This window comes from Shewanella sp. MTB7, from assembly GCF_027571385.1.
In the GTDB taxonomy this organism is placed as follows: Bacteria; Pseudomonadota; Gammaproteobacteria; order Enterobacterales; family Shewanellaceae; genus Shewanella.
This window is the reverse complement of record NZ_CP085636.1, coordinates 1,854,423-1,874,987: the sequence shown is the minus strand read 5'-3', so window position 1 is coordinate 1,874,987 and position 20,565 is coordinate 1,854,423. Positions and strand designations below refer to the sequence as shown.

Annotated in this window: 17 protein-coding genes; 4 read left to right on the top strand and 13 right to left on the bottom strand. The window is 40.8% G+C overall.

Annotated features, from left to right (window positions below; all coding sequences use genetic code 11):
• Positions 1–593: 593 nt before the first annotated feature.
• Positions 594–1,316, top strand: a complete 723-nt coding sequence (locus HWQ47_RS07835) for a SapC family protein (protein ID WP_269970605.1) — start codon at positions 594–596, stop codon at positions 1,314–1,316.
• A gap of 187 nt (positions 1,317–1,503) precedes the next feature.
• Here HWQ47_RS07835 and HWQ47_RS07830 read toward each other — a convergent pair whose 3' ends face one another.
• Both HWQ47_RS07830 and HWQ47_RS07825 read right to left on the bottom strand, forming a co-directional pair.
• Positions 1,504–3,030, bottom strand: a complete 1,527-nt coding sequence (locus HWQ47_RS07830) for a tryptophan halogenase family protein (RefSeq protein ID WP_269970604.1) — start codon at positions 3,028–3,030, stop codon at positions 1,504–1,506.
• 110 nt (positions 3,031–3,140) lie between these two features.
• Positions 3,141–5,765 (bottom strand): TonB-dependent receptor, encoded by a 2,625-nt coding sequence (locus tag HWQ47_RS07825; RefSeq protein ID WP_269970603.1) that lies wholly within the window; start codon positions 5,763–5,765, stop codon positions 3,141–3,143.
• Between the two features lie 435 nt (positions 5,766–6,200).
• Between HWQ47_RS07825 and HWQ47_RS07820 the strand changes: the two genes are divergently transcribed.
• The gene (locus tag HWQ47_RS07820) at positions 6,201–7,223 is read left to right on the top strand and encodes a LacI family DNA-binding transcriptional regulator (protein ID WP_269970602.1); all 1,023 of its coding nucleotides are present in this window, start codon (positions 6,201–6,203) and stop codon (positions 7,221–7,223) included.
• Positions 7,224–7,302: 79 nt separating this feature from the next.
• Here the strand turns inward: HWQ47_RS07820 and HWQ47_RS07815 are convergent, their stop codons facing one another.
• Positions 7,303–7,641: a P-II family nitrogen regulator gene (locus HWQ47_RS07815; protein WP_012323941.1), complete on the bottom strand. Its 339-nt coding sequence runs from the start codon at positions 7,639–7,641 to the stop codon at positions 7,303–7,305.
• 243 nt (positions 7,642–7,884) lie between these two features.
• On the opposite strand from HWQ47_RS07815, the gene HWQ47_RS07810 reads away from it, so the two are divergent.
• Both HWQ47_RS07810 and HWQ47_RS07805 read left to right on the top strand, forming a co-directional pair.
• A complete protein-coding gene (locus HWQ47_RS07810; RefSeq protein WP_269970601.1) occupies positions 7,885–8,397 on the top strand; it encodes a GspH/FimT family pseudopilin in 513 nt (170 codons plus the stop codon).
• 136 nt (positions 8,398–8,533) lie between these two features.
• Positions 8,534–9,067: a GspH/FimT family pseudopilin gene (locus HWQ47_RS07805; RefSeq protein WP_269970600.1), complete on the top strand. Its 534-nt coding sequence runs from the start codon at positions 8,534–8,536 to the stop codon at positions 9,065–9,067.
• A gap of 35 nt (positions 9,068–9,102) precedes the next feature.
• On the opposite strand, the gene HWQ47_RS07800 is transcribed toward HWQ47_RS07805, so the two are convergent.
• The 10 genes from HWQ47_RS07800 to ileS form a co-directional block, all read right to left on the bottom strand.
• Positions 9,103–9,393, bottom strand: a complete 291-nt coding sequence (locus HWQ47_RS07800; RefSeq protein WP_269970599.1) for a TapY2 family type IVa secretion system protein — start codon at positions 9,391–9,393, stop codon at positions 9,103–9,105.
• A complete protein-coding gene (locus tag HWQ47_RS07795) occupies positions 9,390–9,779 on the bottom strand; it encodes a type IV pilin protein (protein ID WP_269970598.1) in 390 nt (129 codons plus the stop codon). Before HWQ47_RS07795 ends, HWQ47_RS07800 begins: the two co-directional genes overlap by 4 nt.
• A 33-nt stretch (positions 9,780–9,812) precedes the next feature.
• The gene (locus HWQ47_RS07790; RefSeq protein WP_269970597.1) at positions 9,813–13,343 is read right to left on the bottom strand and encodes a pilus assembly protein; all 3,531 of its coding nucleotides are present in this window, start codon (positions 13,341–13,343) and stop codon (positions 9,813–9,815) included.
• A gap of 2 nt (positions 13,344–13,345) precedes the next feature.
• Complete coding sequence (locus HWQ47_RS07785) at positions 13,346–13,774, bottom strand: pilus assembly PilX family protein (protein WP_269970596.1); 429 nt, start codon at positions 13,772–13,774, stop codon at positions 13,346–13,348.
• A gap of 47 nt (positions 13,775–13,821) precedes the next feature.
• Positions 13,822–14,802 carry a PilW family protein gene (locus tag HWQ47_RS07780; protein WP_269970595.1) on the bottom strand — a complete coding sequence of 327 codons (981 nt, stop codon included), beginning with the start codon at positions 14,800–14,802 and terminating at the stop codon, positions 13,822–13,824.
• On the bottom strand, positions 14,803–15,378 hold the full coding sequence (gene pilV / locus HWQ47_RS07775; RefSeq protein WP_269970594.1) for a type IV pilus modification protein PilV: 576 nt from the start codon (positions 15,376–15,378) through the stop codon (positions 14,803–14,805).
• Positions 15,379–15,619: 241 nt separating this feature from the next.
• Positions 15,620–16,567, bottom strand: a complete 948-nt coding sequence (gene ispH, locus HWQ47_RS07770; RefSeq protein ID WP_269970593.1) for a 4-hydroxy-3-methylbut-2-enyl diphosphate reductase — start codon at positions 16,565–16,567, stop codon at positions 15,620–15,622.
• 3 nt (positions 16,568–16,570) lie between these two features.
• Positions 16,571–16,993 (bottom strand): FKBP-type peptidyl-prolyl cis-trans isomerase, encoded by a 423-nt coding sequence (gene fkpB, locus HWQ47_RS07765; RefSeq protein WP_269970592.1) that lies wholly within the window; start codon positions 16,991–16,993, stop codon positions 16,571–16,573.
• Positions 16,994–17,078: 85 nt separating this feature from the next.
• Positions 17,079–17,609 (bottom strand): signal peptidase II, encoded by a 531-nt coding sequence (gene lspA, locus HWQ47_RS07760; RefSeq protein WP_269970591.1) that lies wholly within the window; start codon positions 17,607–17,609, stop codon positions 17,079–17,081.
• A 123-nt stretch (positions 17,610–17,732) separates the two neighbouring features.
• On the bottom strand, positions 17,733–20,555 hold the full coding sequence (ileS, locus tag HWQ47_RS07755) for an isoleucine--tRNA ligase (RefSeq protein ID WP_269970590.1): 2,823 nt from the start codon (positions 20,553–20,555) through the stop codon (positions 17,733–17,735).
• Positions 20,556–20,565 lie beyond the last annotated feature (10 nt).

Here is a 20,565-nt window from a genome sequence, read left to right as displayed (position 1 = left end):
GCAGAGAGTGGATAGACAAGCGAGAATAAAAATGTTAATTCGAGACTGTAACATGAATTTTACTTCCTCTTTCGTCAACATCAGACAAGAGTATTAATTACCTTATTTTCCTATGACTCACCACAATATAGTCCAGTTAACCTAAAGAAAAAGTAGCTAAGTGTTATATTCAAAACAGTGAAGATAACACTTAGCAAAAGCTAGTTTCTGGGGAGAGACTATATAAAGTATAAAGCACAAACCTACGCCAAAGATTGCTAGCAAATGTTTGCCAAAACATGAATTAAGAGACCTCTTCCTTCATCATGTAGACCTTACCAACAGCTTATCACACAAGCGGATGACAACGCTGTCATTAACAAACATACACAAGAGCAAGCTAAATATCTACATCTTTCTTACATAAGTACTGAACTTTTAGCTTCAGGCTGGCAACGAAGCTAGAAACGAGAACTCGCTTCGATCATGAGCGTTAACACCAAAATATGACAACGCTGTCTAAAGTTGTTAACATCATAACGAGTAATGAGTGTAACTACTCGGCACCTACAAAAAACATAACAATTAAATAGTAAGCTGAGGCACTGATTAATATGACAAATATTTCTCCACTGAATTCAACAGTACATCTGAATACTGCGATAAAAGAGTCCAAGGACTACCGTCGCTTTGCTGCACAAAGCTTGATCCCTGTCGTCGTACAAGAATTTGCCATATTGGCTACAGAATTTCCTATTGTCTTCGTAAAAAATACAGAAAATGGTCAATTTACACCTATCGCCATGATGGGAATTAACAATAATTTCAACCTGTACTGTCAAACTGAAAATTGGGATGCTTCAGTAACCCCTATTGGCTTTAGCAAATCACCACTATCCTTAATGCAAACATCACAAAATAGCGAAGAGGTGATGGTATTTATCGATGAAAAGAGTGAACTTGTCACTACAGATGAAGGTGATAAACTTTTCGACAAATCTGGCGAACAAACTGAATACTTAAAAAAACGCTCAAATGCCCTATTGGATCTAGCGAGCTTTACCCAGCAAACGGCTGGCATCACTAAATATTTTGCAGATTTAAATCTGTTGACCCCTAAACAACTCACAGTAAAGCTCAGCAGTGACAGTCCACAAGTCAACATTGATGGGGTATATATTATCGATGAGAAGGCATTGAGGGAGCTAAAAGATGAAGAGTTTCTTACCCTAAAAAGCAAAGGCCTATTGCCACTCATCTATGCTCACTTAACCTCACTGCATCAGATTGCGAGGTTGATCACTAAGCAAAATGAGTTTGATGAAACTCAGTCTTAATTTAAATATCTGCTCGAAAGTGGAGATTATGTAGGACTAGAGCAAACTCTATATATGATATAGAGCTTGCTTCTCCACTAGTTCAACCCAGCTTTAGAAACTCCATTCGTTAAACAGTCTTCAAATACCTAACAAGTTATATGCTAACTAATGGAGTTCGACTAATTATCTTCAAGTAAAAAGAAGGCTAGATTGATTGAAGTCCATGCGCTTTGATCTTATTAAGTAACTCCCTGTGATCAGGTAATTCCTCTGTCAGTTGCTGACCAATTTTAGCAAGCTGCTGAGACTGTTTATTGGCAAGATGCGATTGTTCATCTGTTAGATTGTTCGCTTGAGTGTGGTACTTCATTCCGTAAAGAACATAGAGATAGTTCTCAAGATCGAACACTTCAAATTTGCTAAAAAAATCTTCTCGATTAGGCGCATAACTTTCCCAAAGAGCTAATCTTCTCACTAATTCATCAGGAATGGTACTTGGGTCTCTATTATCTATCCAAAACTGAGAGTCTACTCTATCCGACAAACAGTAATGCAACTTAATAAACTCTACGACTCTTTCCCAAGCGTAGCCCATAACCTGATTAAATTGAGGTTGAATAGTCTGCATTTGTGCCATTGATTGAGGGAAACGATTAGCGATATAGTTAGCCGCAAAGTCAGTAAGAAGGATGGAAGTTGCCTCTAATGGCTCTAAAAAACCTTGAGCTAAACCGAGACAAACACAATTTTGATGCCAAAACTTCTCTCTATACCCGACTTTCATCGGCAGAATACGGTAACTTAAATCTGATAACCCTCCTCCTAAGTATTTATCAAGCTTACCAATAGCTGTTTCATCATCCATGTATTTGGTTGAATAGACAAAACCGACCCCCCTTCTATTCGTTAACGCAATATCCCAGATCCAACCTGCTTGGTGAGCTGTTGCCATGGTGAAGGGTGGGATAGATGCGTTAATATCCGTAGGAACTTGTACTACTAAAGCTCTATCGACAAACAGCTGTTCTGACTTATCGATAAAAGGCACCTTGAGGCTCTTGTCTATAATAAGGGTCTCAAACCCAGTACAATCAATATAAAAATCAAAAAACAGCTCGCCATGAGTATCTGTAACTAACGAGCCTACAGCCCCTGATTCATTGAGTTTAACCTCACTGACATTAGCAAAAATATGTTCGACACAAAAACGATCTCGACCATTTTTTGCCAATAGCTTTGCAAATTTTGCTGCATTTAAATGATAAGCATATCCAAGTGAACCCTCATATTCAGGCGTAGTTATCTTCTTCGGTGCTTTAAAAGCTTCACAGGCCACAAACTGAGGAGAAACAAGTTTCGAATAGTCATAGTGCTGATGATTTAGCCAGAAAGGCGTCAAGTCATCGCCCAAAGGCGATGGCATATCAAACAGGTGGTGAAAAGCATTATCATGACCATGTTTATCTTTATTTAACCAATTTGAAAATTTTATCGACTGCTTAAACGTTACATCACATTGCGTAATAAACTCACTTTCACTTATTCCGAAACTCTGTAGAGATTTTCTAATTGCAGGAACCGTTCCTTCGCCTACACCAATAGTCGGAATATCTGGAGACTCAATTAAAGTAACTGAGACTCCTTCAGTATTAAGCAAAGCTTTACCGAAATGATTTGCAGCTAACCAGCCTGCAGTTCCACCGCCAACGATAACTACTTTTTTAATATCCATACTGAACCTTCAATATTATTTGGGTTAACTGCAATATTATTAGGTAATTACAATAATTCCTCAATAAAAAGCCCAGTATTAACTGGGCTTCATCGATATATCAATCTTTATCAGAAACGTAGTGCAACGCCGACTTTATAACGAGCTTCACCTTCGAAGCTCCATACTGGGTAATCAGCTTTAAACTCTGGAATAACTTCAGCGTCCAGTGGAGCAACACCGATTTGAATACTATCTTCTTCAGTTAAGTTAACCGCTTCAAACGTAATATCCATCCATTCGGTAACACTGTATCCAGCACTTAAGTCTAATGTGCCGTAATCCTGGTGCTGACGGTTACCGTAGAAACCAGGGAGTTCACGCATCATGTATTCACTACGCCAGTTATAAGCTAGACGAGCATTAAAGCTATTATTCTCATAGTAACCAACTAAGTTTACAGTGTGCTTAGATGAATCTGAGAATACACCGACTTGATCAGGGTAGTTGTCAGCAGGTGAACCAGCATCTGCATACGTGTAGTTTGCAGCATAACCAAATCCACTATCAAACGAGTCTTGTAATTGCAGCTCAACACCTTCGATATGACCACCGTTAGCATTATACTTTTCACTTACAGTCCAGCAATCGTAAACTCCGACTCCACAAGCACTTCCACCAGCAGCAATCAAATCATTATCATCAATACCGATCTGTTGGTTAAGCTTTTGACGTGTAGAGATAAATGAGCTCACGTCCTTGATAAAGTAAGTTATCGCAGCAAGCCCTTCACCACCAAAGTACCACTCTAAACTTACATCTGCTTGAGTCGCTTTAAATGGTTCTAGAGAAACAGAACCTCGGTTAAGTTTCTCGTTACCAGGTGTGCCATCATTCAAACCCGGTAAAGTCGAGGTTGCGAATAACTCAGAATAGTTAGGACGAGAGATAACTTGAGCCGCTGAAGTACGTAAAATCAGATCCGATGTTAAATCAAATGCCACGTTAACACTTGGAAGAACATCGCTATAACTCGCCGTATCTGTAGTCAAGTTATCAGCAAACTCACCAGTGTTACTTAACGCATAATAATCAGATTCAATATCACTTGAAACAAAACGCAGACCGACGTTACCTCGTATACCTTCAGCTTCGAAATTAGCCATTCCATAAAGAGCTAGGTTCTTCTCGTTTAGTGTTCCGTAACCTGACTTATCACGAGTAAAACCATCAATTGCTGCATTTGCATCTGAAATCATGGCATCAAAGTTAGGTTTTGGCAGAGTAAAACCTGCACCTGATGACATAGTACCGCTGTAATAGTACGAAGCATCACGAGAGGCTATATCACCAACGTTAGCTATATCAGTTTCTTGCGTCACATCATGATCTGCATATCGAACACCGGTCTTAAATGACGTTATAGCTCCAAGCTCAACGGGGATAGTTACATTAAATTGTGCATATGTTTCTTCATCTGTATTTGGTTGCTTCTTAAGCGCCCAGCCCGCTGTCGCTAGCTCACCATTAAAGTCACTTGAATCAAATGTCTTATTTGCGATATCGATGTCAATGATTTCACCAGTAGCATCATAGTGGCCAGCAAAGTCACTAGACTTGCCGATGGAGTTACCGTAGTTAGAAGTAAGGCTAGTACCACCTTTCGCCGAAGTATTACCAATACGGCCTTCAAGCGTAAAATTCTCAGCTTCGAAGTTAAAATCTAAATCATAGGTATCAGATGACATTTGAGCTTTACGCGCCCAAGTCTGAGCCCAAGCAAATGCATCTACACCTGAATGAGTGATATCAACACAAACTCCAGCAGCATTGGTTTGATTACAAGTCGATTCACCTTGTTGTGTCGGGAATAAAAAGAGTGAGGTGTTTGCATTATTAGCATCAAGATCTAAGGTTGTTACCGTTAAACCGAACTCTAAACTGTCTGTTGGGCGATATTGAGCGGCTACATTGACCGCTGTACGCTCACGATCTTGCTGAAAAGTTGTTGGAACAATTTCGCCCCAACCAAGAAGCGTTTCAATACCATTACGCTGATAATCAGTTTTCGAGCCTGCTGCCGCAACCAATATACCAAAATTTTCAATTTCATTTTTCCAGCTATATAACCCTGACAACTCAGGATCTATATTTTCTGAAACAGAGCCGTAATCTCCCTTGGCACTTAAGTAGGCAGTATTCGCTTCTAAATCAAGTGGCTTACGGGTCTTGACTATTACAGTACCACCAATACCACCTTCGGTAATATCTGCTTGAGATGATTTATAAACTTCAATTCCACTAACCATTACAGGTGGTAGAAGTGAATAGTTAAAACTACGATCAATTGATTGCTGATCAAACCAACCCGTTGAAGCAACCGCGTGACCGTTTAACAAGGTTCGAGTTAACTGTGAGGATGCGCCACGAATTGAAACTTGCTGTCCCTGCCCAAACTGGCGACTAACGCTTACACCTGGTATGCGAGCTAATGATTCACCGATATCACCATCAGGGAATTTACCAATATCTTCAGCCGATACAGCATCAACTACGGCATCAGAGAATCGTTTTTCATTAATAGAAGCTTTCATAGAAGCACGAAGACCACGAACTTCAATTTTTTCAATATTATCATCATTTACTGTAGGTACTGAGTCCGCTTCAGCTGCGATTGCAGACATCGAGACTGCAGTTCCCAGCATTAAAGCAATATTTGTCGCCAATATACTTTTCTTAAAATTAGATGTTCGCATCTCATTTCCCTTCCATAACTTTATTTTATTTTATTTTTTTAATATCCATAACCATTCCCTAATGGAATGACAACGCTGTCATGTCCAGAGCAAACATTACACAATAATTAACTAACGCGCCACAAAAAAATAACTAAATTAATTACATTTCGTTAATTTTCACTTTTTTTTACAAATAATTTCACTGCCACACAGATGTAAACCAAGTGTTAACGGCATTATGGGGGCGTTAAGCAATAAAATATCTTAGAAGTTTTGAATTTCAGTGGTATTAAATTTAAATTTCTTGTTTGCTAATTAGAGAAAAAGTTCGCACTATAGTCAGTAACAAATTGAAAAACTCTTCTCCGTAAAGCTAAGAGTGCATTTTGTAACGGTCTATTTATCACACTGACTCTTATACTTAATGCGCTGACATAAAGAGTATTTATAATAATGAAAGTCACTATAAATGACGTTGCTAAGTATGCTGGTGTCTCAATAAAAACGGTTTCTAGGGTCACCAATAACGAGCCTTCGGTAAAGCAAGCGACGATAGATAAAGTCAATGATGCGATAAGAGCACTAGACTACCAGCCCAACTTAGCCGCTCGGAATTTAGCGGGAACAAAGTCCTATATCATCGGTTTTATTTATGATAATCCGAATGCTTACTATGTTATTGATATGCAAAATGGCATTTTAACGTCATGCAAAAAATTAGGATATGATCTCCTCATCCATCCTTGCAACGCGAAATCCGACAACATCTGTAACGAATTAACAACCATGGTTAAACACGCCAGATTAGCTGGCTTAGTGTTAACGCCACCACTTTCTGAAGACCCTAAAATATTAAAAGCACTTGATGATATAAATGCAAACTATGTTCGGATTATAGCCGGAGAGAAAGTTAAAGCTGACACAGGCTTAGCCGTTCTTGTTAACGATAAACACGGAGCCGTGAGTATCACTCAACATCTTATCGATTTAGGTCATAAAAAAATTGCTTTCTTAAGTGGTGACCAACATCACGAGTCTACCAAAGAACGCTTAGCGGGTTTCACACAAGCAATGGAAAGCAACAAGCTTCAGATCGAAAGTAACAATATTATTGCAGGCCAGTACTCATTTGAATCAGGTGTCGAAGGAGCTAAAGAGTTATTAAAAAGAACACAGAGCAACAGACCAACAGCAATCGTTGCTTGTAACGATGAAATAGCGGCTGGTGCACTTTTTGCTGCGCGACTTGAAGGACTCAATATTCCAAGCGATCTATCCATTGTTGGATTTGAGGATAGCCCATTCTCCAGACAAACCTGGCCGAAACTCACAACAGTCCATCAGCCAACCCAAAAAATAGCCCAAATGGCGACAGAGTTACTGATTGCTAAAAGACGCTCAGTTGATGCAGAACTAGCGAAAATATTTATTCCCGAGCCAGTGATTAGAGACTCAAGTAGTAAAGCACCCACTTAAAACCTGAGTTAACACACAAACAAAAATGCCGCAAAAATTGCGGCATTTTACTCTTTTCAATACAAGCTCATTGGCGAAGTTAAACAGCTTCTTCGTTCTCTTCACCGGTTCGGATCCGAATCACTCGCTCTATCTCTGTGACAAATATTTTTCCATCACCAATTTTTCCAGTCCGCGCAGTATCAACGATCACTTCTAGCGCTTGATCTAACAGCTCATCTTGGATCACTAATTCAATTTTAACTTTAGGCAAAAAATCAACCATATACTCGGCACCACGATAAAGCTCAGTATGGCCTTTTTGACGACCGAAACCTTTAACCTCTGAAACAGTCATGCCCGTAATACCAATCTCAGCAAGCGATTCCCGCACATCATCTAATTTAAATGGCTTAATAATGGCTTCGACCTTCTTCATCCAACTCTCCTATTCACTTGCTTAAATTGTTATAAAGTATTTAATGACTAATCTTAGCATGCGATAGACTTTCCCCAAAGGCTAAATATTACATTGTTCAATACAAGGCTTGTTCGACTTAACAAACAATTATGGAAGTAACTTAAAGTTCAATAATTGATCTATAATTAAACTTCTGCAGAATATTCACTAATTTGGCACTTACTTTCAGGATGAGAGTAAGATAATTTTCAAGGATGAAAAATGAAAAAATCATTAGGCTTTTCTCTAGTGGAATGCATGACAACTTTAGTCATCTCCACTATCTTAATTTCAGTCGGTGTACCACAATTCCAATCCATTGATGAATACTTTCGTGCAGACTCATCTATAAGGAAAGTGCAACAAACGTTTCAACTTGCCAGAAACCACGCCATCAACTATTCGAGTCGGGTCACAGTCTGTCCCATAAAGGAAGGTAAGTGTTCCAAAGATTGGAAAATTGGCCTTACTATCTTTACTGATTTGGGCGAATCTAATCAGATAGATGGTACTGATGCCATAATATTTAACACTGGTCCATTCGATACAAGAGACTTTATAACCTATAACAGACAGGCTGTTCGATTCCAGCCAACTGGCTTAGCCTCTGGAACCAATGGCACTTTAAGGTATTGTCCATCGACACAAGACAGCCAATATTCACAAGCCGTAATAATCAATCAAGCCGGACGAGTAAGGTTCTCAAATAAAAAGGTGATCTCATGCGATAATTAGCGAATTGATAACCAAGCAAGTCACTGTCAAAAATACCTTATAAGCCAATATAATGGCTTGTTTTTTGCTAGCAAGTTGCAGATAAAATATGCATTTTCGCTTATACTATAATAAGTATATAGCGAGGATTCATGCAATGTTGACACTTAAGAAAGGCTTCACCTTAGTAGAACTAATGGTGACACTCGTAATAGCCACGACACTAATCACTGTCGGAGTCCCCTCTTTCACTGATATGTATCAAGGCTATAGAGCCGAAAGTGAAATAAGAAAAATGCAACAATACCTAATGTTCGCCCGTAGCCAAGCTGTAAACTATGGAGCTAGAGTAACCATTTGCCCTATTTCAGGCACAAGCTGTGGTTCTGATTGGAAAGCAGGTTTTAGTATTTTTATTGATAATGGTGCAGCAGCGACAATTGACTCAACCAATGGGGTAACTGATCCAATTATCAGGCAGGTTGATGCTTTTAACAGTAATGATTTTATCACCTATGCAGGTAATTCAATTAGTTTTACACCTGATGGAATGATACCCGCGACCTCCACAATCGGTACCTTCTCATATTGCCCTGGCTCTCAAACGAGTGAGAACTCAAGAGGAGTTGAGGTCAGTTCATCAGGGAAAGTACGATTTTCAGATGCTATTATCAACTGTAGTTCTTACTAATTAAGCTCTATAAAAGTTATATCCACAAATGATTATTAGTGTAATGTAATTTTATCAGTAGCCTGCGCAGCAGCAGATTTAAAGTTTTGATTAATTCCCACACACTCTTGCACACTTTTAATATAAAACGTTTTTCCTCTCTTATCCTTACTTGCACTCCCTATTAAAGCAGCAGCCTTGAACTTAACGCCTTTTACTTCCCACCGATAAAACAAAACCTTATCACCACCTGAGGACTTAACAAAACACTTATAATCTTGTTTCTCGCTGGCAAGAACAGGTACAGATAAGATAAGAAAAAACAGTGGAATAATATAACGCTTCATTGCCAACACTCCGTTGGGGTTTTAGTCCCTGTATCCGTTATTTGAATTGAAGCACAGTCACTATCTCGAGTTGCCTGAACTCCTTGAGCTGTTGCAACAACGACATATCCTGTTGTCCCTGTAGAATCGATACTGTACAACTCATTGTCTGTTATAAAGGGATCTGCACCTAAACTTAAATCATTCATATCCTCCGTGTATACTCGATTATCAAGATAAAACTGTTCTTGCAAATTAGTAATCCTTAAAAGTGATGTATAAGCCTCTGCACGAGCACTTTGAGCAACATAGTCAGTATATGATGGATAAGCCACCGCCGCTAAAATGCTTATAATGGCAACGGTTATCATCAACTCAATTAACGTAAAACCATTTTTTATCTTCATACTCTCTTCTCAGCCTAATTCTAGTCATTCACTTCATTCATCGATATGATAATAGATTTTATTGACGCCTAAACCTGAACCAACATTAATCGTCCCCGTAGCTTCTCCATCTTTTATCTCCCCCTTACCTACACCAATGATGTAGAGGTAAGGCTCCTCTCCTGTTTCTGGAGCTGGGATAACAATTTGTGGTGTATCAGGTACACGTTCGCCTAATTCATAATAAATATTTGCATAGGTCCTAGTTCCTTTATGGAGATCGAAAATGTAGAGTCTACCTTGTCCCGAGCTGCTACATACCAAATCAGAAATAACATTCGCGGATGGAACGAAAGAGGTAAAAAACACTTTACCATCTATTATCAGCGCCGCCGTTAATGACTTTTCTCCGGTTCCAGTAAAATCGTAATGCCATCCTCGTTTTGAGCCAAAATTAATATTCTCAGTTTCAGTAACCGGAGGGGCTGACGTTACGTTATAGAGTTTACTCATGTTTATAACCTCAGGAACGGGCTCTCCAATAAGACTTCGAGTCACAACATGTCGATCTTGCAATACAAAAAATTTATCAGCGGTATTAAGATCCGTTGGATGAGAGCGATTCCCACTGCCTATAACAACTGCATCATAGGGGATATTTTGATATGTAGTTGTTGTCGTTGTACTCCCCTCACCGTCAGTCACTTCTACCTCTGAAATATTACTAAATGTAGTTTGGGCCACCGCTGGCTCAGCAAAAAAACGCCGGTCATTTATTGCGGTGCCACCACCTAAATCAGCAAATTTGTAAGCACTCCATGAACTTATATTTGAATCGGCTAAGTCCATCCTCCAAACATTACCTCCCACGTCTGTCGCATAGATACGATCGGTAGCACCATCATTATTGCTATCTAAAATTGCTACTGAATTGGGAATACTATCAACAAGGCTATCAAGCTTAGTCCCATCTGAACCTGTATCACTAAACGCATGAATGAGTGCACCAGTGTCAGCATTGACAATATAAACAGCTTTTCCTTTCGTTGCTGCGGTACTTGGTACAGTATTAGCATCATACAGAGAAGCATCGTATCCTCCGCCAAATATCAGCACGGGCCCGGTGTGGCCTGGCACAGTAGTCACTATTGGGTCAGACCAAGTTTGGCCAAGAGCAGAAAAGCCTGCACTATTAGGTGTTATAATCCATTTAACACTTGGTGAATCTGGAGATGTCACATCTAAAGCGTAATAAGAGGAGCCCCCACGACGCATCCCCATAAATACCCACGCTTTATTCACTCTACCTGACGTATCGGTCTCAGTATAGGCGACAGGAGAGCCATCCATGCCATATACAGAATGACCTCCATTAGCCACGTTTTCCTTTAACAGCCGAACATTACTCAATAGCTCTGTTGGAATAAATGCCCAACTCTCCTCCACATCACTGCCTGTATCTTTAAACATATGCAATAAACCTTGGTTAGTGCCCAAGATAATACGAATATCAGGATTCGCTTTTGTGCCGAAATTAAGTGCTAACGGCTTGGAATGTAATGGGTCCCCCATAATGTCACTTCGAAAATCGGTCTCACTTCCCCCCTGATTATCGAGATCTACATCATAACCATATAACCACTTCACGACGTCGCTGACGTCAGCCTGAATAATGCCCATGTTAGTAGACAGAATCGCCTCAGAAACCTGAGATAGATTAGACATAGGATTAGTTAAGTTTGAGTAAATAGTACGACCACTTATCCCTGTAGAAGGCGTAGCCATCTGCAAAGCTTCAATGACCCCTCCTTCCATCACATTTTTACCATCTGGTTTGGCTGTACATAAACTCCAGAAGGTACAGGCTGTATCTTTGATGTCGCCAGTATCACCTATGGCCACACTTCCTGCTTTATCTACCAAAACACCATCGGACGTAACCTGAAGTTTTTTTAGATTACCACTCCATCGGGGTCCTCTACCTGGTAAAAACATCGCATAATATGCCGAATCAAATGTCTGAGTTCGATCAAAGTTATTACTGGCGATACTGGGAGAGGTAAAACTCGTATCTGTTTCCATAATAGTTAACAGAGCATCATTCAGTGCCGCAGCTAACCCTAGCCCTCCAGTAGCTGAAAAATAGAGCCCACCACCTCTTCTGGCCGTTTCCTTCAACAATGGGGCAGCATCAGAAGCCCCTGAGCTAAACCCAATAGTAAAAGTCTTAACTGTTTGCATATGCTCAGTTGTAGTACCGTCACTCTGAGTTTCTGGTGATATAACTAAATCATTGTGGTAGAGGTAGCTGGATAAAGCAGGGAGGTAATTCGGTGTGGAAAGACTTTCTGAAAAAGAAGTATAAAGTGGAGCTACAGTCTTATCATCAGCCTGTTCTGTTACTCCATTAGCAGTCAATAAGCCTATATCTGTATTCGCAAAGGTATCCTGACTTGGAGCACCATCAGTGATATAAATAACATAGGCCGCATCCGGACATACTCTGAATGGAGAGATATAATTTGAACCGGATTCTGCCGTAGTATCCCTTGGTGGTTTGTTGCCGTCATACCAATTTGAATAATCAGAATCTTTTTTTCCATAGAGCACTGGGTTGCCAGCAAAATAATTATAGGCTTCGAACAGTGTTTCACAAAGCGGGGTATTGGTATCTGCAGGTATGCTATCAATAGTTAATAAGAGCGCACTTTTATTTGATGTCGTCATCTTCTGGATTTTTGAGACGATACGTCCACCATCCCGATAGCCTTCAGATGGATAATCCATATTAAATAAAGCCAAGCCGAAATCCACTAAAGTATTAGTGTTAATCACTGTCTCTATCGCCGTTTTCGCTATTTCTAAGCGAGACTGTGAGCTGGTGGGCAACTCTCCTGCAACGGCAGCTGCATGCCAGCGAAGATAGTTAGCCGTATACAAGGTCACAGCCTCACCTAATCCAAGTTGTGTATCTCCCCCTGTCGCACTGTAGGGTTGAGGTGTATTACCTTGCTTAACGCCGTCAACTGGAAAGCCATCATTGTGAGGATTTCCCCCTTGATTCTTAGCGTTAATAGGATCATTTTCCTGAATGTCTTCTAAACAATCTATGGTGTCATAGTTAGCGCCACTATTGTCTCGTAGCTCCCCCCAAGTCCCTGTCTTTCCCTGTATTCTATATTCACCAACAAATCCGGTAAAACGTCCATAGGTCTCTATTAACCCCCAACTTTGGTGGCAACCATTAATATCTTTTAAGAAGCGTTTCGAATCAGAGGGGCTTAACGGTATATCCGTTCCCGCATTATCAATGCCTGCACCTTTGGTAAAGTAGATCTTATCATCTTGATAAGCATGTGCTGAGCTAATAGCTTCATAGGTTGTTGCTGAATCATAGGCACCAGGAGCATCCTCCTCAATAGTGCCCATACTTCCTGAGTTATCAAAAATGATTAACACTTTAGGGCTTGCACCAGTTCTGAGAGAGGACTCAACTACATACAGTTCAGTGTCATCGGCAAAGATGCTAGCCGATACTCCAATAATGGCAAACAGAGCGGCGCATGCGATACGTTTAATCATCATCTTTAACTCCCAGTGAGCACTTCTTGCTCTACCCCTGCAACAACGGTTAATCGTCCCATATCATTGCGTCCGAAACTGGATACACTCGATATTTCAGAACGGCGACAACTCACTAAATTAGACGAGTTTGCATTAGCACTTCGCTGACAACTCACATCTTCAAGCTGCAAAGGGGTGATCGTACTTGTCACACCTAACATAGTGCCTGCATTAATTTCGCCAGTTAAATTTGCCAGCGCAACCCCTTTATTAATACTGACAACACTATCTAAGGCCCCATGAGCCGCAGCCATAGCCTCTATCCGCTCTGAACCCGCTCCAGCCATTCTTATAGACTGAGTTGAATTTACCGCGAGGGCGACACCGATGACTGTCATAATGACAAGGACTATCAGTGAGAAGAATAGGACTATTCCTTTTTGCTTCTTCATCTCTTACTCCAAAAACATGTAAATAAACATTATTTAACTTGTACTATTTACCTAATTAGCACTGGATTTTCGAGCACCACTGTCGTCGAAACAACTTTTCGTCTAAAGTGATCTTTCGCAGCTAAAATGGTTTTATCACCCAAAATGTAATCGGTATTGTTGGTATAACTCTTGTCAGCCTCTATAGCTCTAACTAAGACGAATACTCTCAGAGCAACTAATCGTTGAAACAATTCATTGTCCCACATCAAATTTGTTACATTTTGCACTGGCATAAAACTATCCGCCGAATTATCGCCATCGTTATCGAAACCATACAAGATTCTTAAATTTTCGATTCCTTCGACAAGTTGATCTTCATTAGCCATGCCATTATTGACACTTAATGTTCTACGTCTTAACACGGGAATGTCACCGTCATCGGCGATATAATAGATATGATGCTGATATACCCAAAACCTTGCATTTGCCAAAACCGGCGCGATCGGATTACCAACAAAAAATATGGCCTGATTTGGTGTGGCTGCCATGTAATATCTTGTATTAACATTAGGCGTCGCGGTTGCAGGACCAATGAGTCTTTTAATCTGTAACACATCTGTGCTGCTGTTTACGCTATTAAGACAAGCAAAGGAATTAGCACTCACTCCACTTTCATACCCCCACAGTCGCCTAAAATGAGAGGGCTGATTGTTAGGCAATGTTGCGTTATTCGCGCCAGCACCGACACAGTCGTTAGGTACGACGCCTGCTGGTATTTGAGTATTCGCACCAAGCACAAAGTCAGTGCCCGTCATATCCCCCATAAAACCAAGTTGACTGATATCTCTCTCTATCAGTGCGATCGCAATACGACCATTTTCTTGCAGTTGGTTAAATTGACTTGTGGTTGTAACATTGGTCGCAGACATATTGAACATTGAGAAAAGGCCAGCAGAAAGAAACAAACTGATCACCATGGCAACCATAAGCTCGACCAGAGAAAACCCCGACGCTTGTTTGTTTTTATTTAGTATTAATTGTCTCATCTATATGATCACTGTATCAATTGAATAAACTCTACGTCTGTCACCACTGGTACCACACCCCTTAGTGAAACTAGCATTATCACCGGTAGCATTTTCAGCACCATCTGATAAACGCCTAATTCCCCTCCATGTCATCACGACAAGTACTTGTCCATTTGCTTGGGCTTGAATACAGGCTGTAGGAGTATCTAAACCACCTACATCACGGCCACTGAGTTTTTCAGAAGCTCCGCCGAATAGTTGCTCCCATTGATATAGATCCCAAAGCCGTGTTTCGACATTAGTACATATCACTGCGGCAGCATTAACAGCGACATCACAAGAAGTTCCGGGGAGGGAGAGAGCGCCGCTAAAAGTGCCATTATAGTTGTTCAACTGAGTACGATTTAGCTTCATTCGATTAATAATATCATTGACATAGTAAGAAGCTTGAGTCTGTTGAAATGACTCAAAACTGCTTCTCTTAGAGACAATATGCAAATTAAAAATGCCGATAAGACCTATGACTAGTATCACCAACGACACTAACACTTCGATCAAAGAGAAGCCTTCTATCTCATTTTTTACCTGCGTCAATTATCCTCCGATAGTCATATTCTTGACGGTTAAAACACTAATTTACCTGTTAAAAATCTGAATGTTAGCTAAAGCACCCACTATATAGGTTAATGGTAGTTTAGTCGAATGTAGCGCGCTAGTGTTAATAGTGTGTGCGGATATTTCACGTTGTAACAATGATAAAAATCAGGATAACTGTTTAGGCAACAAAAAGGAGGCTAATAGCCTCCTTTATTTCAAAAAAATACGTTAGAAATAATTATCTTAACTCGGCTGGAACCGCAAAAACGGTATCCTCTTTGCGCCCTTCAATTTCAGTTATGACACTTGGCGCTAATTCTGCTATAGCGTCTACAACTTGCTGAACTAGCACCTCTGGAGCTGATGCCCCTGCGGTAACAGCAACTTTAGTAACACCTTGAAACCATCCAGAATCAATGTCATCGGAGTTGTCGACTAAATAAGACTGCGTACCTCTCTTTTGAGCTAACTCGCGAAGACGATTAGAGTTAGAGCTATTTTTAGAACCTACTACAATAAACAGTTCGACATCATCGGCGACGTTTCTAACAGCATCTTGTCTGTTTTGAGTTGCATAACAGATATCATCTTTACGGGGTCCTTGAATGTCAGGAAAACGCTTTTGGAGGGCCTCTATAACATCTGCGGTATCGTCCATAGACAAGGTAGTTTGAGTCACAAAACAGAGATTATCAGAATCTTTAACAACCAAAGACTCAACATCAGCCGGAGACTCAACTAACAGCACACCGCCTTCAGGATTATCATACTGACCCATGGTTCCCTCAACTTCGGGGTGACCTGCATGACCAATTAAGATGCACTCAATGCCTTTACGGCTTGCTCGTGTTACCTGTAAATGAACTTTAGTGACAAGTGGACAAGTTGCATCAAACACCTTTAAACCTCGATGTTTAGCTTCTTTCCTCACAGCTTGTGAAACGCCATGAGCACTGAAGATCACAATGCTATTATCAGGAACTTGATCAAGCTCTTCAACAAAAACGGCGCCACGATCTTTAAGGTTCTGTACCACGTAACGATTATGCACCACCTCGTGGCGAACATAGATAGGAGCCGGAAATAACGCTAAAGCGCGTTCAACAATGCTGATCGCCCGATCCACACCGGCACAAAAACCACGGGGATTAGCGAGTTTAATCTGGAGGTTATTGTCTACTTGCATACGTTATAGTACCTGCACAACTTCAAGTTCAAAGGTCACCACTTGTCCAGCCAATGGATGATTCAAATCTACGGTAACAGAGTCACCAGCAACCTCACGGATCATGCCAGGGATCTCACTGCCACCAGGACCACCAAAGCTAACAATCACGCCAGATTCAAGTGACATGTCAGCGGGAAATTTACTTCTGTCCATATGATGAATCGCATCTGGATTTGACTCACCAAACGCATCAACAGCTTGCAGTGTAAAGCTATGCTTATCGCCTTTAGACAAATTAATAATTTCAGCTTCAAACGCTGGACTTAATGTCTCATCACCGACATTCAACTTTGCGGGCTTGCCCGACGCCTTAGTACTATCAGCCGTTGAACCATCTTCAAGTACGATATTCATATGACATAAAATAGAACGTGTATCAGCCAATGTATCTACTCCTTCGCTGTATTATTGTTATCCTGAGCTTTTTCTTATCGTTTATCTTTGTGGTACGAGTCTCTGGCAGAGGGAATTACTCCTTAGCGGCACTATTGTTATCTTGAGCTTTTTTTTTCTTATCGTTTCGTTCAGTGATAATTGAATCAATGATGATTAAACCAGCACCAACACAAATTGCAGAATCAGCAATATTAAACGCAGGAAAATGACTGGTATTCCAATAGAAGTGTAAAAAATCGACTACAAATCCATGCTGTAAACGGTCAATTAAATTACCTAACGCACCGCCAATCACTAAGGTGTATGCTAAATTCAAACGCCACATCTGCGCCGGTTGCTTTCTTAACCAAACCGTTAATAACGTGCTAAAGCCCACAGCAACGATAGTAAATAACCATCTTTGCCACCCCCCTGCATCACTCAAGAAACTAAAAGCTGCACCATAATTACGTAGATAAGTAAAATTAAAGAAAGGCAATAGCTCTATCGATTCACGATACTCAAAATTAGACAATACCCATTGCTTAGACAGTTGATCGGCAATAAATACCAATATCACGACCCAATACCAACGTAAGCCACTGTCTTTCCAGTTAGTTGGCATTAATCAATCCTTCTCAATCTAAGGTTTATTTTGTCATTGCTTGAAAAATATTATCTTTAAAGCAATGACCATTAAATAGCAGTAAAAATAACGGCTCCTCAAGAGCCGTTATTTTTTACTATATTAAGCGAACTGGCGAACTTCACCATCACCTTCAATATTAGTCACGCAGCGAATACATAAGGTAGGATGCGATTCAATTTGCCCCACATCTTCTCTGTGATGCCAGCAACGCTCACACTTTGCAGCTTCTGATTTATGCAGTCCTAGTTTAAGTGAACTCAACTCTGTATCAATGGCGTCTACTGGTGCCGCAGACAACTCAATAATTTGAGTCTTAGAGGTCAACAATACGAATCTAAGTTCATCACCTAATGTAGCTAAAACTGAAGATAACGCTTCATCAGCGTATAACGTGATCTCAGCCTCAAGCGATCCACCAATCTGTTTCTCGCGACGAGCTTGCTCGATCACTTTATTCACTTCAGCACGAACAGCCAACAGCTGTGACCAATAATCATCACTAAGATCATTCTCTGTAGTGACAGAGTTAAGCCCTTGGAACCACTCTTGAGTGAATACGTATTTTTCACGCTCGCCCGGTAGCAGTTGCCAAATTTCATCGGCTGTAAAACTTAAGATAGGCGCTATCCAGCGAACCATCGCTTCTGAGATTAAGTACAAGGCACTTTGACAACTACGACGAGCATGGCTGTCGCCTTTAGCTGTGTACTGTCTATCTTTAATAATATCAAGATAGAAACTACCGAGCTCAACAGAACAGAACTGCATTAACTTCTGCGTCACAATGTGGAAATTATATTGATCATAGGCTTCAAGTATCTCTTCTTGCAGCGCAGTAGCACGACGAACCACCCAACGATCCAAGGCGACCATATCTTCAACAGCAACCAAATCTGTTTCAGGGTTAAAACCATTGATGTTAGCAAGCAGGAATCTAGCCGTATTACGAATACGACGATACGCATCTGCACTGCGGTTTAAGATCTCGTCAGAAACCGTCATTTCACCTGTATAATCAGTGGCTGCAACCCAGAAACGTAAAATATCCGCACCCAGTTTATTGGTCACCGTTTGAGGCGCAATCACATTACCCACAGACTTTGACATCTTGTGTCCTTTACCATCAACGGTAAAGCCATGTGTCAGTACTTGCTTATAAGGTGCTTTACCATTCATCGCAGTAGAGATCATCAAAGATGACATAAACCAGCCACGATGCTGATCACTACCTTCTAAGTAAAGATCAATCTCATGACCATGGAACTCAGGACGAGCGGCGACAACCGATGAGAAAGATGAACCGGAGTCATACCAGACATCAAGTGTATCGGTTACTTTGCGATATTGATCAGCTTCATCACCTAAAAGCTCAGCGGCATCAAGATCCCACCAAGCCTGAATACCCTCCTGCTCAATCTTATTGGCAACACGCTCCATAAGTGACGTGCTGTCAGGATGAAGCTCTTCGGTTTCACGATGTACAAACAGAGCAATAGGCACGCCCCACGTACGTTGGCGAGAGATACACCAATCAGGACGGTTCTCTACCATTTTTTCAATACGGTTCTGACCCCATTCTGGGATCCACTGCGTTTTCTTGATTTCAGTCAACGCTTGTTGTCTCAGACCTTTTTGCTCCATAGAGATAAACCACTGAGGTGTAGCCCTGAAGATAATAGGCGTTTTATGGCGCCAGCAATGCGGGTAGCTATGAAGAATATTTTCAAACTTGATTAAAGCACCTTTCTCTTCAAGAAGGGCTACTACACTGGTATTCGCTTTAAATACATGCTGACCGGCAAAGATCTCAGTATCCGCTTTATAGACACCGTTATCACCAACTGGGTTAGCCACTTCAAGTCCATACTTCTGACCAACGATGAAATCGTCTTGACCATGACCAGGAGCCGTGTGAACCACACCCGTACCTGAATCGACCGTGACATGTTCACCTAAAATAACAGGCACATCAAAATCATAAAAAGGGTGGTTAAATCTTAGTAACTCAAGCGCTTCACCATTGACCTTACCAAGCACTTTATGTGAATCAACGCCATAACGCTCCATGCATGATTCAACCAACGCATCAGCTAAAATCACAGTAGTGATTTTATCACCTTTAACAAACTCAACTAACGCATATTCGATATCACCAGCAATAGATAAAGCACGGTTAGCGGGCAGTGTCCAAGGGGTCGTTGTCCAAATAACCATAGAAGCTGAGCCACTACATTCATCAACACCAAATTTAGCGAGCAGCGCGGCTTTATCTACAGCAGCAAAAGCAACATCAATGGCTGGAGATTTTTTATCTTCATATTCAACTTCTGCTTCAGCAAGTGCTGAACCACAGTCCGTACACCAATGCACAGGCTTCACGCCTTTGTGTAAATGACCACTTTCGATCACTTTTGACAAAGAGCGTACAATATTAGCTTCAGTACTGTAATCCATTGTTAAATAAGGGTTATACCAGTCAGCAAACACACCTAAACGAATAAAATCATCGCGCTGACCATCAACCTGTTTAGCCGCATACTCACGACATTTAACACGGAACTCTGCCGCGCTAATTTTATGTCCAGGCTTACCCACTTTTTGCTCAACTTTAAGTTCAATGGGTAAACCGTGACAATCCCAACCAGGAATATAAGGCGCATCAAAACCTGACATTGTTTTAGATTTAACAATGATATCTTTTAGAATTTTGTTAACAGAGTGGCCGATATGAATACTGCCGTTCGCGTACGGAGGACCATCGTGTAATATAAAAGGTTTGCGACCAATACGACTATCACGGATCTGTTGGTACAGATTATCTTCTGTCCAAGATTTCAGCATCACAGGCTCACGATTAGCCAGATTACCACGCATCGGAAACTCAGTTTCCGGCAAATTCAAAGTAGATTTATAGTCGCTCATTAATCCTATA

What these genes read in the sequence shown, in the direction of transcription:
- HWQ47_RS07805 (WP_269970600.1), top strand. Translation starts at nt 8,534, where the DNA reads ATGTTGACACTTAAGAAAGGCTTCACCTTAGTAGAACTAATGGTGACA.
- HWQ47_RS07835 (WP_269970605.1), top strand. Translation starts at nt 594, where the DNA reads ATGACAAATATTTCTCCACTGAATTCAACAGTACATCTGAATACTGCG.
- HWQ47_RS07785 (WP_269970596.1), bottom strand. Translation starts at nt 13,774, where the DNA reads ATGAAGAAGCAAAAAGGAATAGTCCTATTCTTCTCACTGATAGTCCTT.
- HWQ47_RS07825 (WP_269970603.1), bottom strand. Translation starts at nt 5,765, where the DNA reads ATGCGAACATCTAATTTTAAGAAAAGTATATTGGCGACAAATATTGCT.
- ispH (WP_269970593.1), bottom strand. Translation starts at nt 16,567, where the DNA reads ATGCAAGTAGACAATAACCTCCAGATTAAACTCGCTAATCCCCGTGGT.
- HWQ47_RS07820 (WP_269970602.1), top strand. Translation starts at nt 6,201, where the DNA reads ATGAAAGTCACTATAAATGACGTTGCTAAGTATGCTGGTGTCTCAATA.
- HWQ47_RS07795 (WP_269970598.1), bottom strand. Translation starts at nt 9,779, where the DNA reads ATGAAGATAAAAAATGGTTTTACGTTAATTGAGTTGATGATAACCGTT.
- HWQ47_RS07790 (WP_269970597.1), bottom strand. Translation starts at nt 13,343, where the DNA reads ATGATGATTAAACGTATCGCATGCGCCGCTCTGTTTGCCATTATTGGA.
- HWQ47_RS07830 (WP_269970604.1), bottom strand. Translation starts at nt 3,030, where the DNA reads ATGGATATTAAAAAAGTAGTTATCGTTGGCGGTGGAACTGCAGGCTGG.
- ileS (WP_269970590.1), bottom strand. Translation starts at nt 20,555, where the DNA reads ATGAGCGACTATAAATCTACTTTGAATTTGCCGGAAACTGAGTTTCCG.
- HWQ47_RS07800 (WP_269970599.1), bottom strand. Translation starts at nt 9,393, where the DNA reads ATGAAGCGTTATATTATTCCACTGTTTTTTCTTATCTTATCTGTACCT.
- HWQ47_RS07810 (WP_269970601.1), top strand. Translation starts at nt 7,885, where the DNA reads ATGAAAAAATCATTAGGCTTTTCTCTAGTGGAATGCATGACAACTTTA.
- lspA (WP_269970591.1), bottom strand. Translation starts at nt 17,609, where the DNA reads ATGCCAACTAACTGGAAAGACAGTGGCTTACGTTGGTATTGGGTCGTG.
- HWQ47_RS07815 (WP_012323941.1), bottom strand. Translation starts at nt 7,641, where the DNA reads ATGAAGAAGGTCGAAGCCATTATTAAGCCATTTAAATTAGATGATGTG.
- HWQ47_RS07780 (WP_269970595.1), bottom strand. Translation starts at nt 14,802, where the DNA reads ATGAGACAATTAATACTAAATAAAAACAAACAAGCGTCGGGGTTTTCT.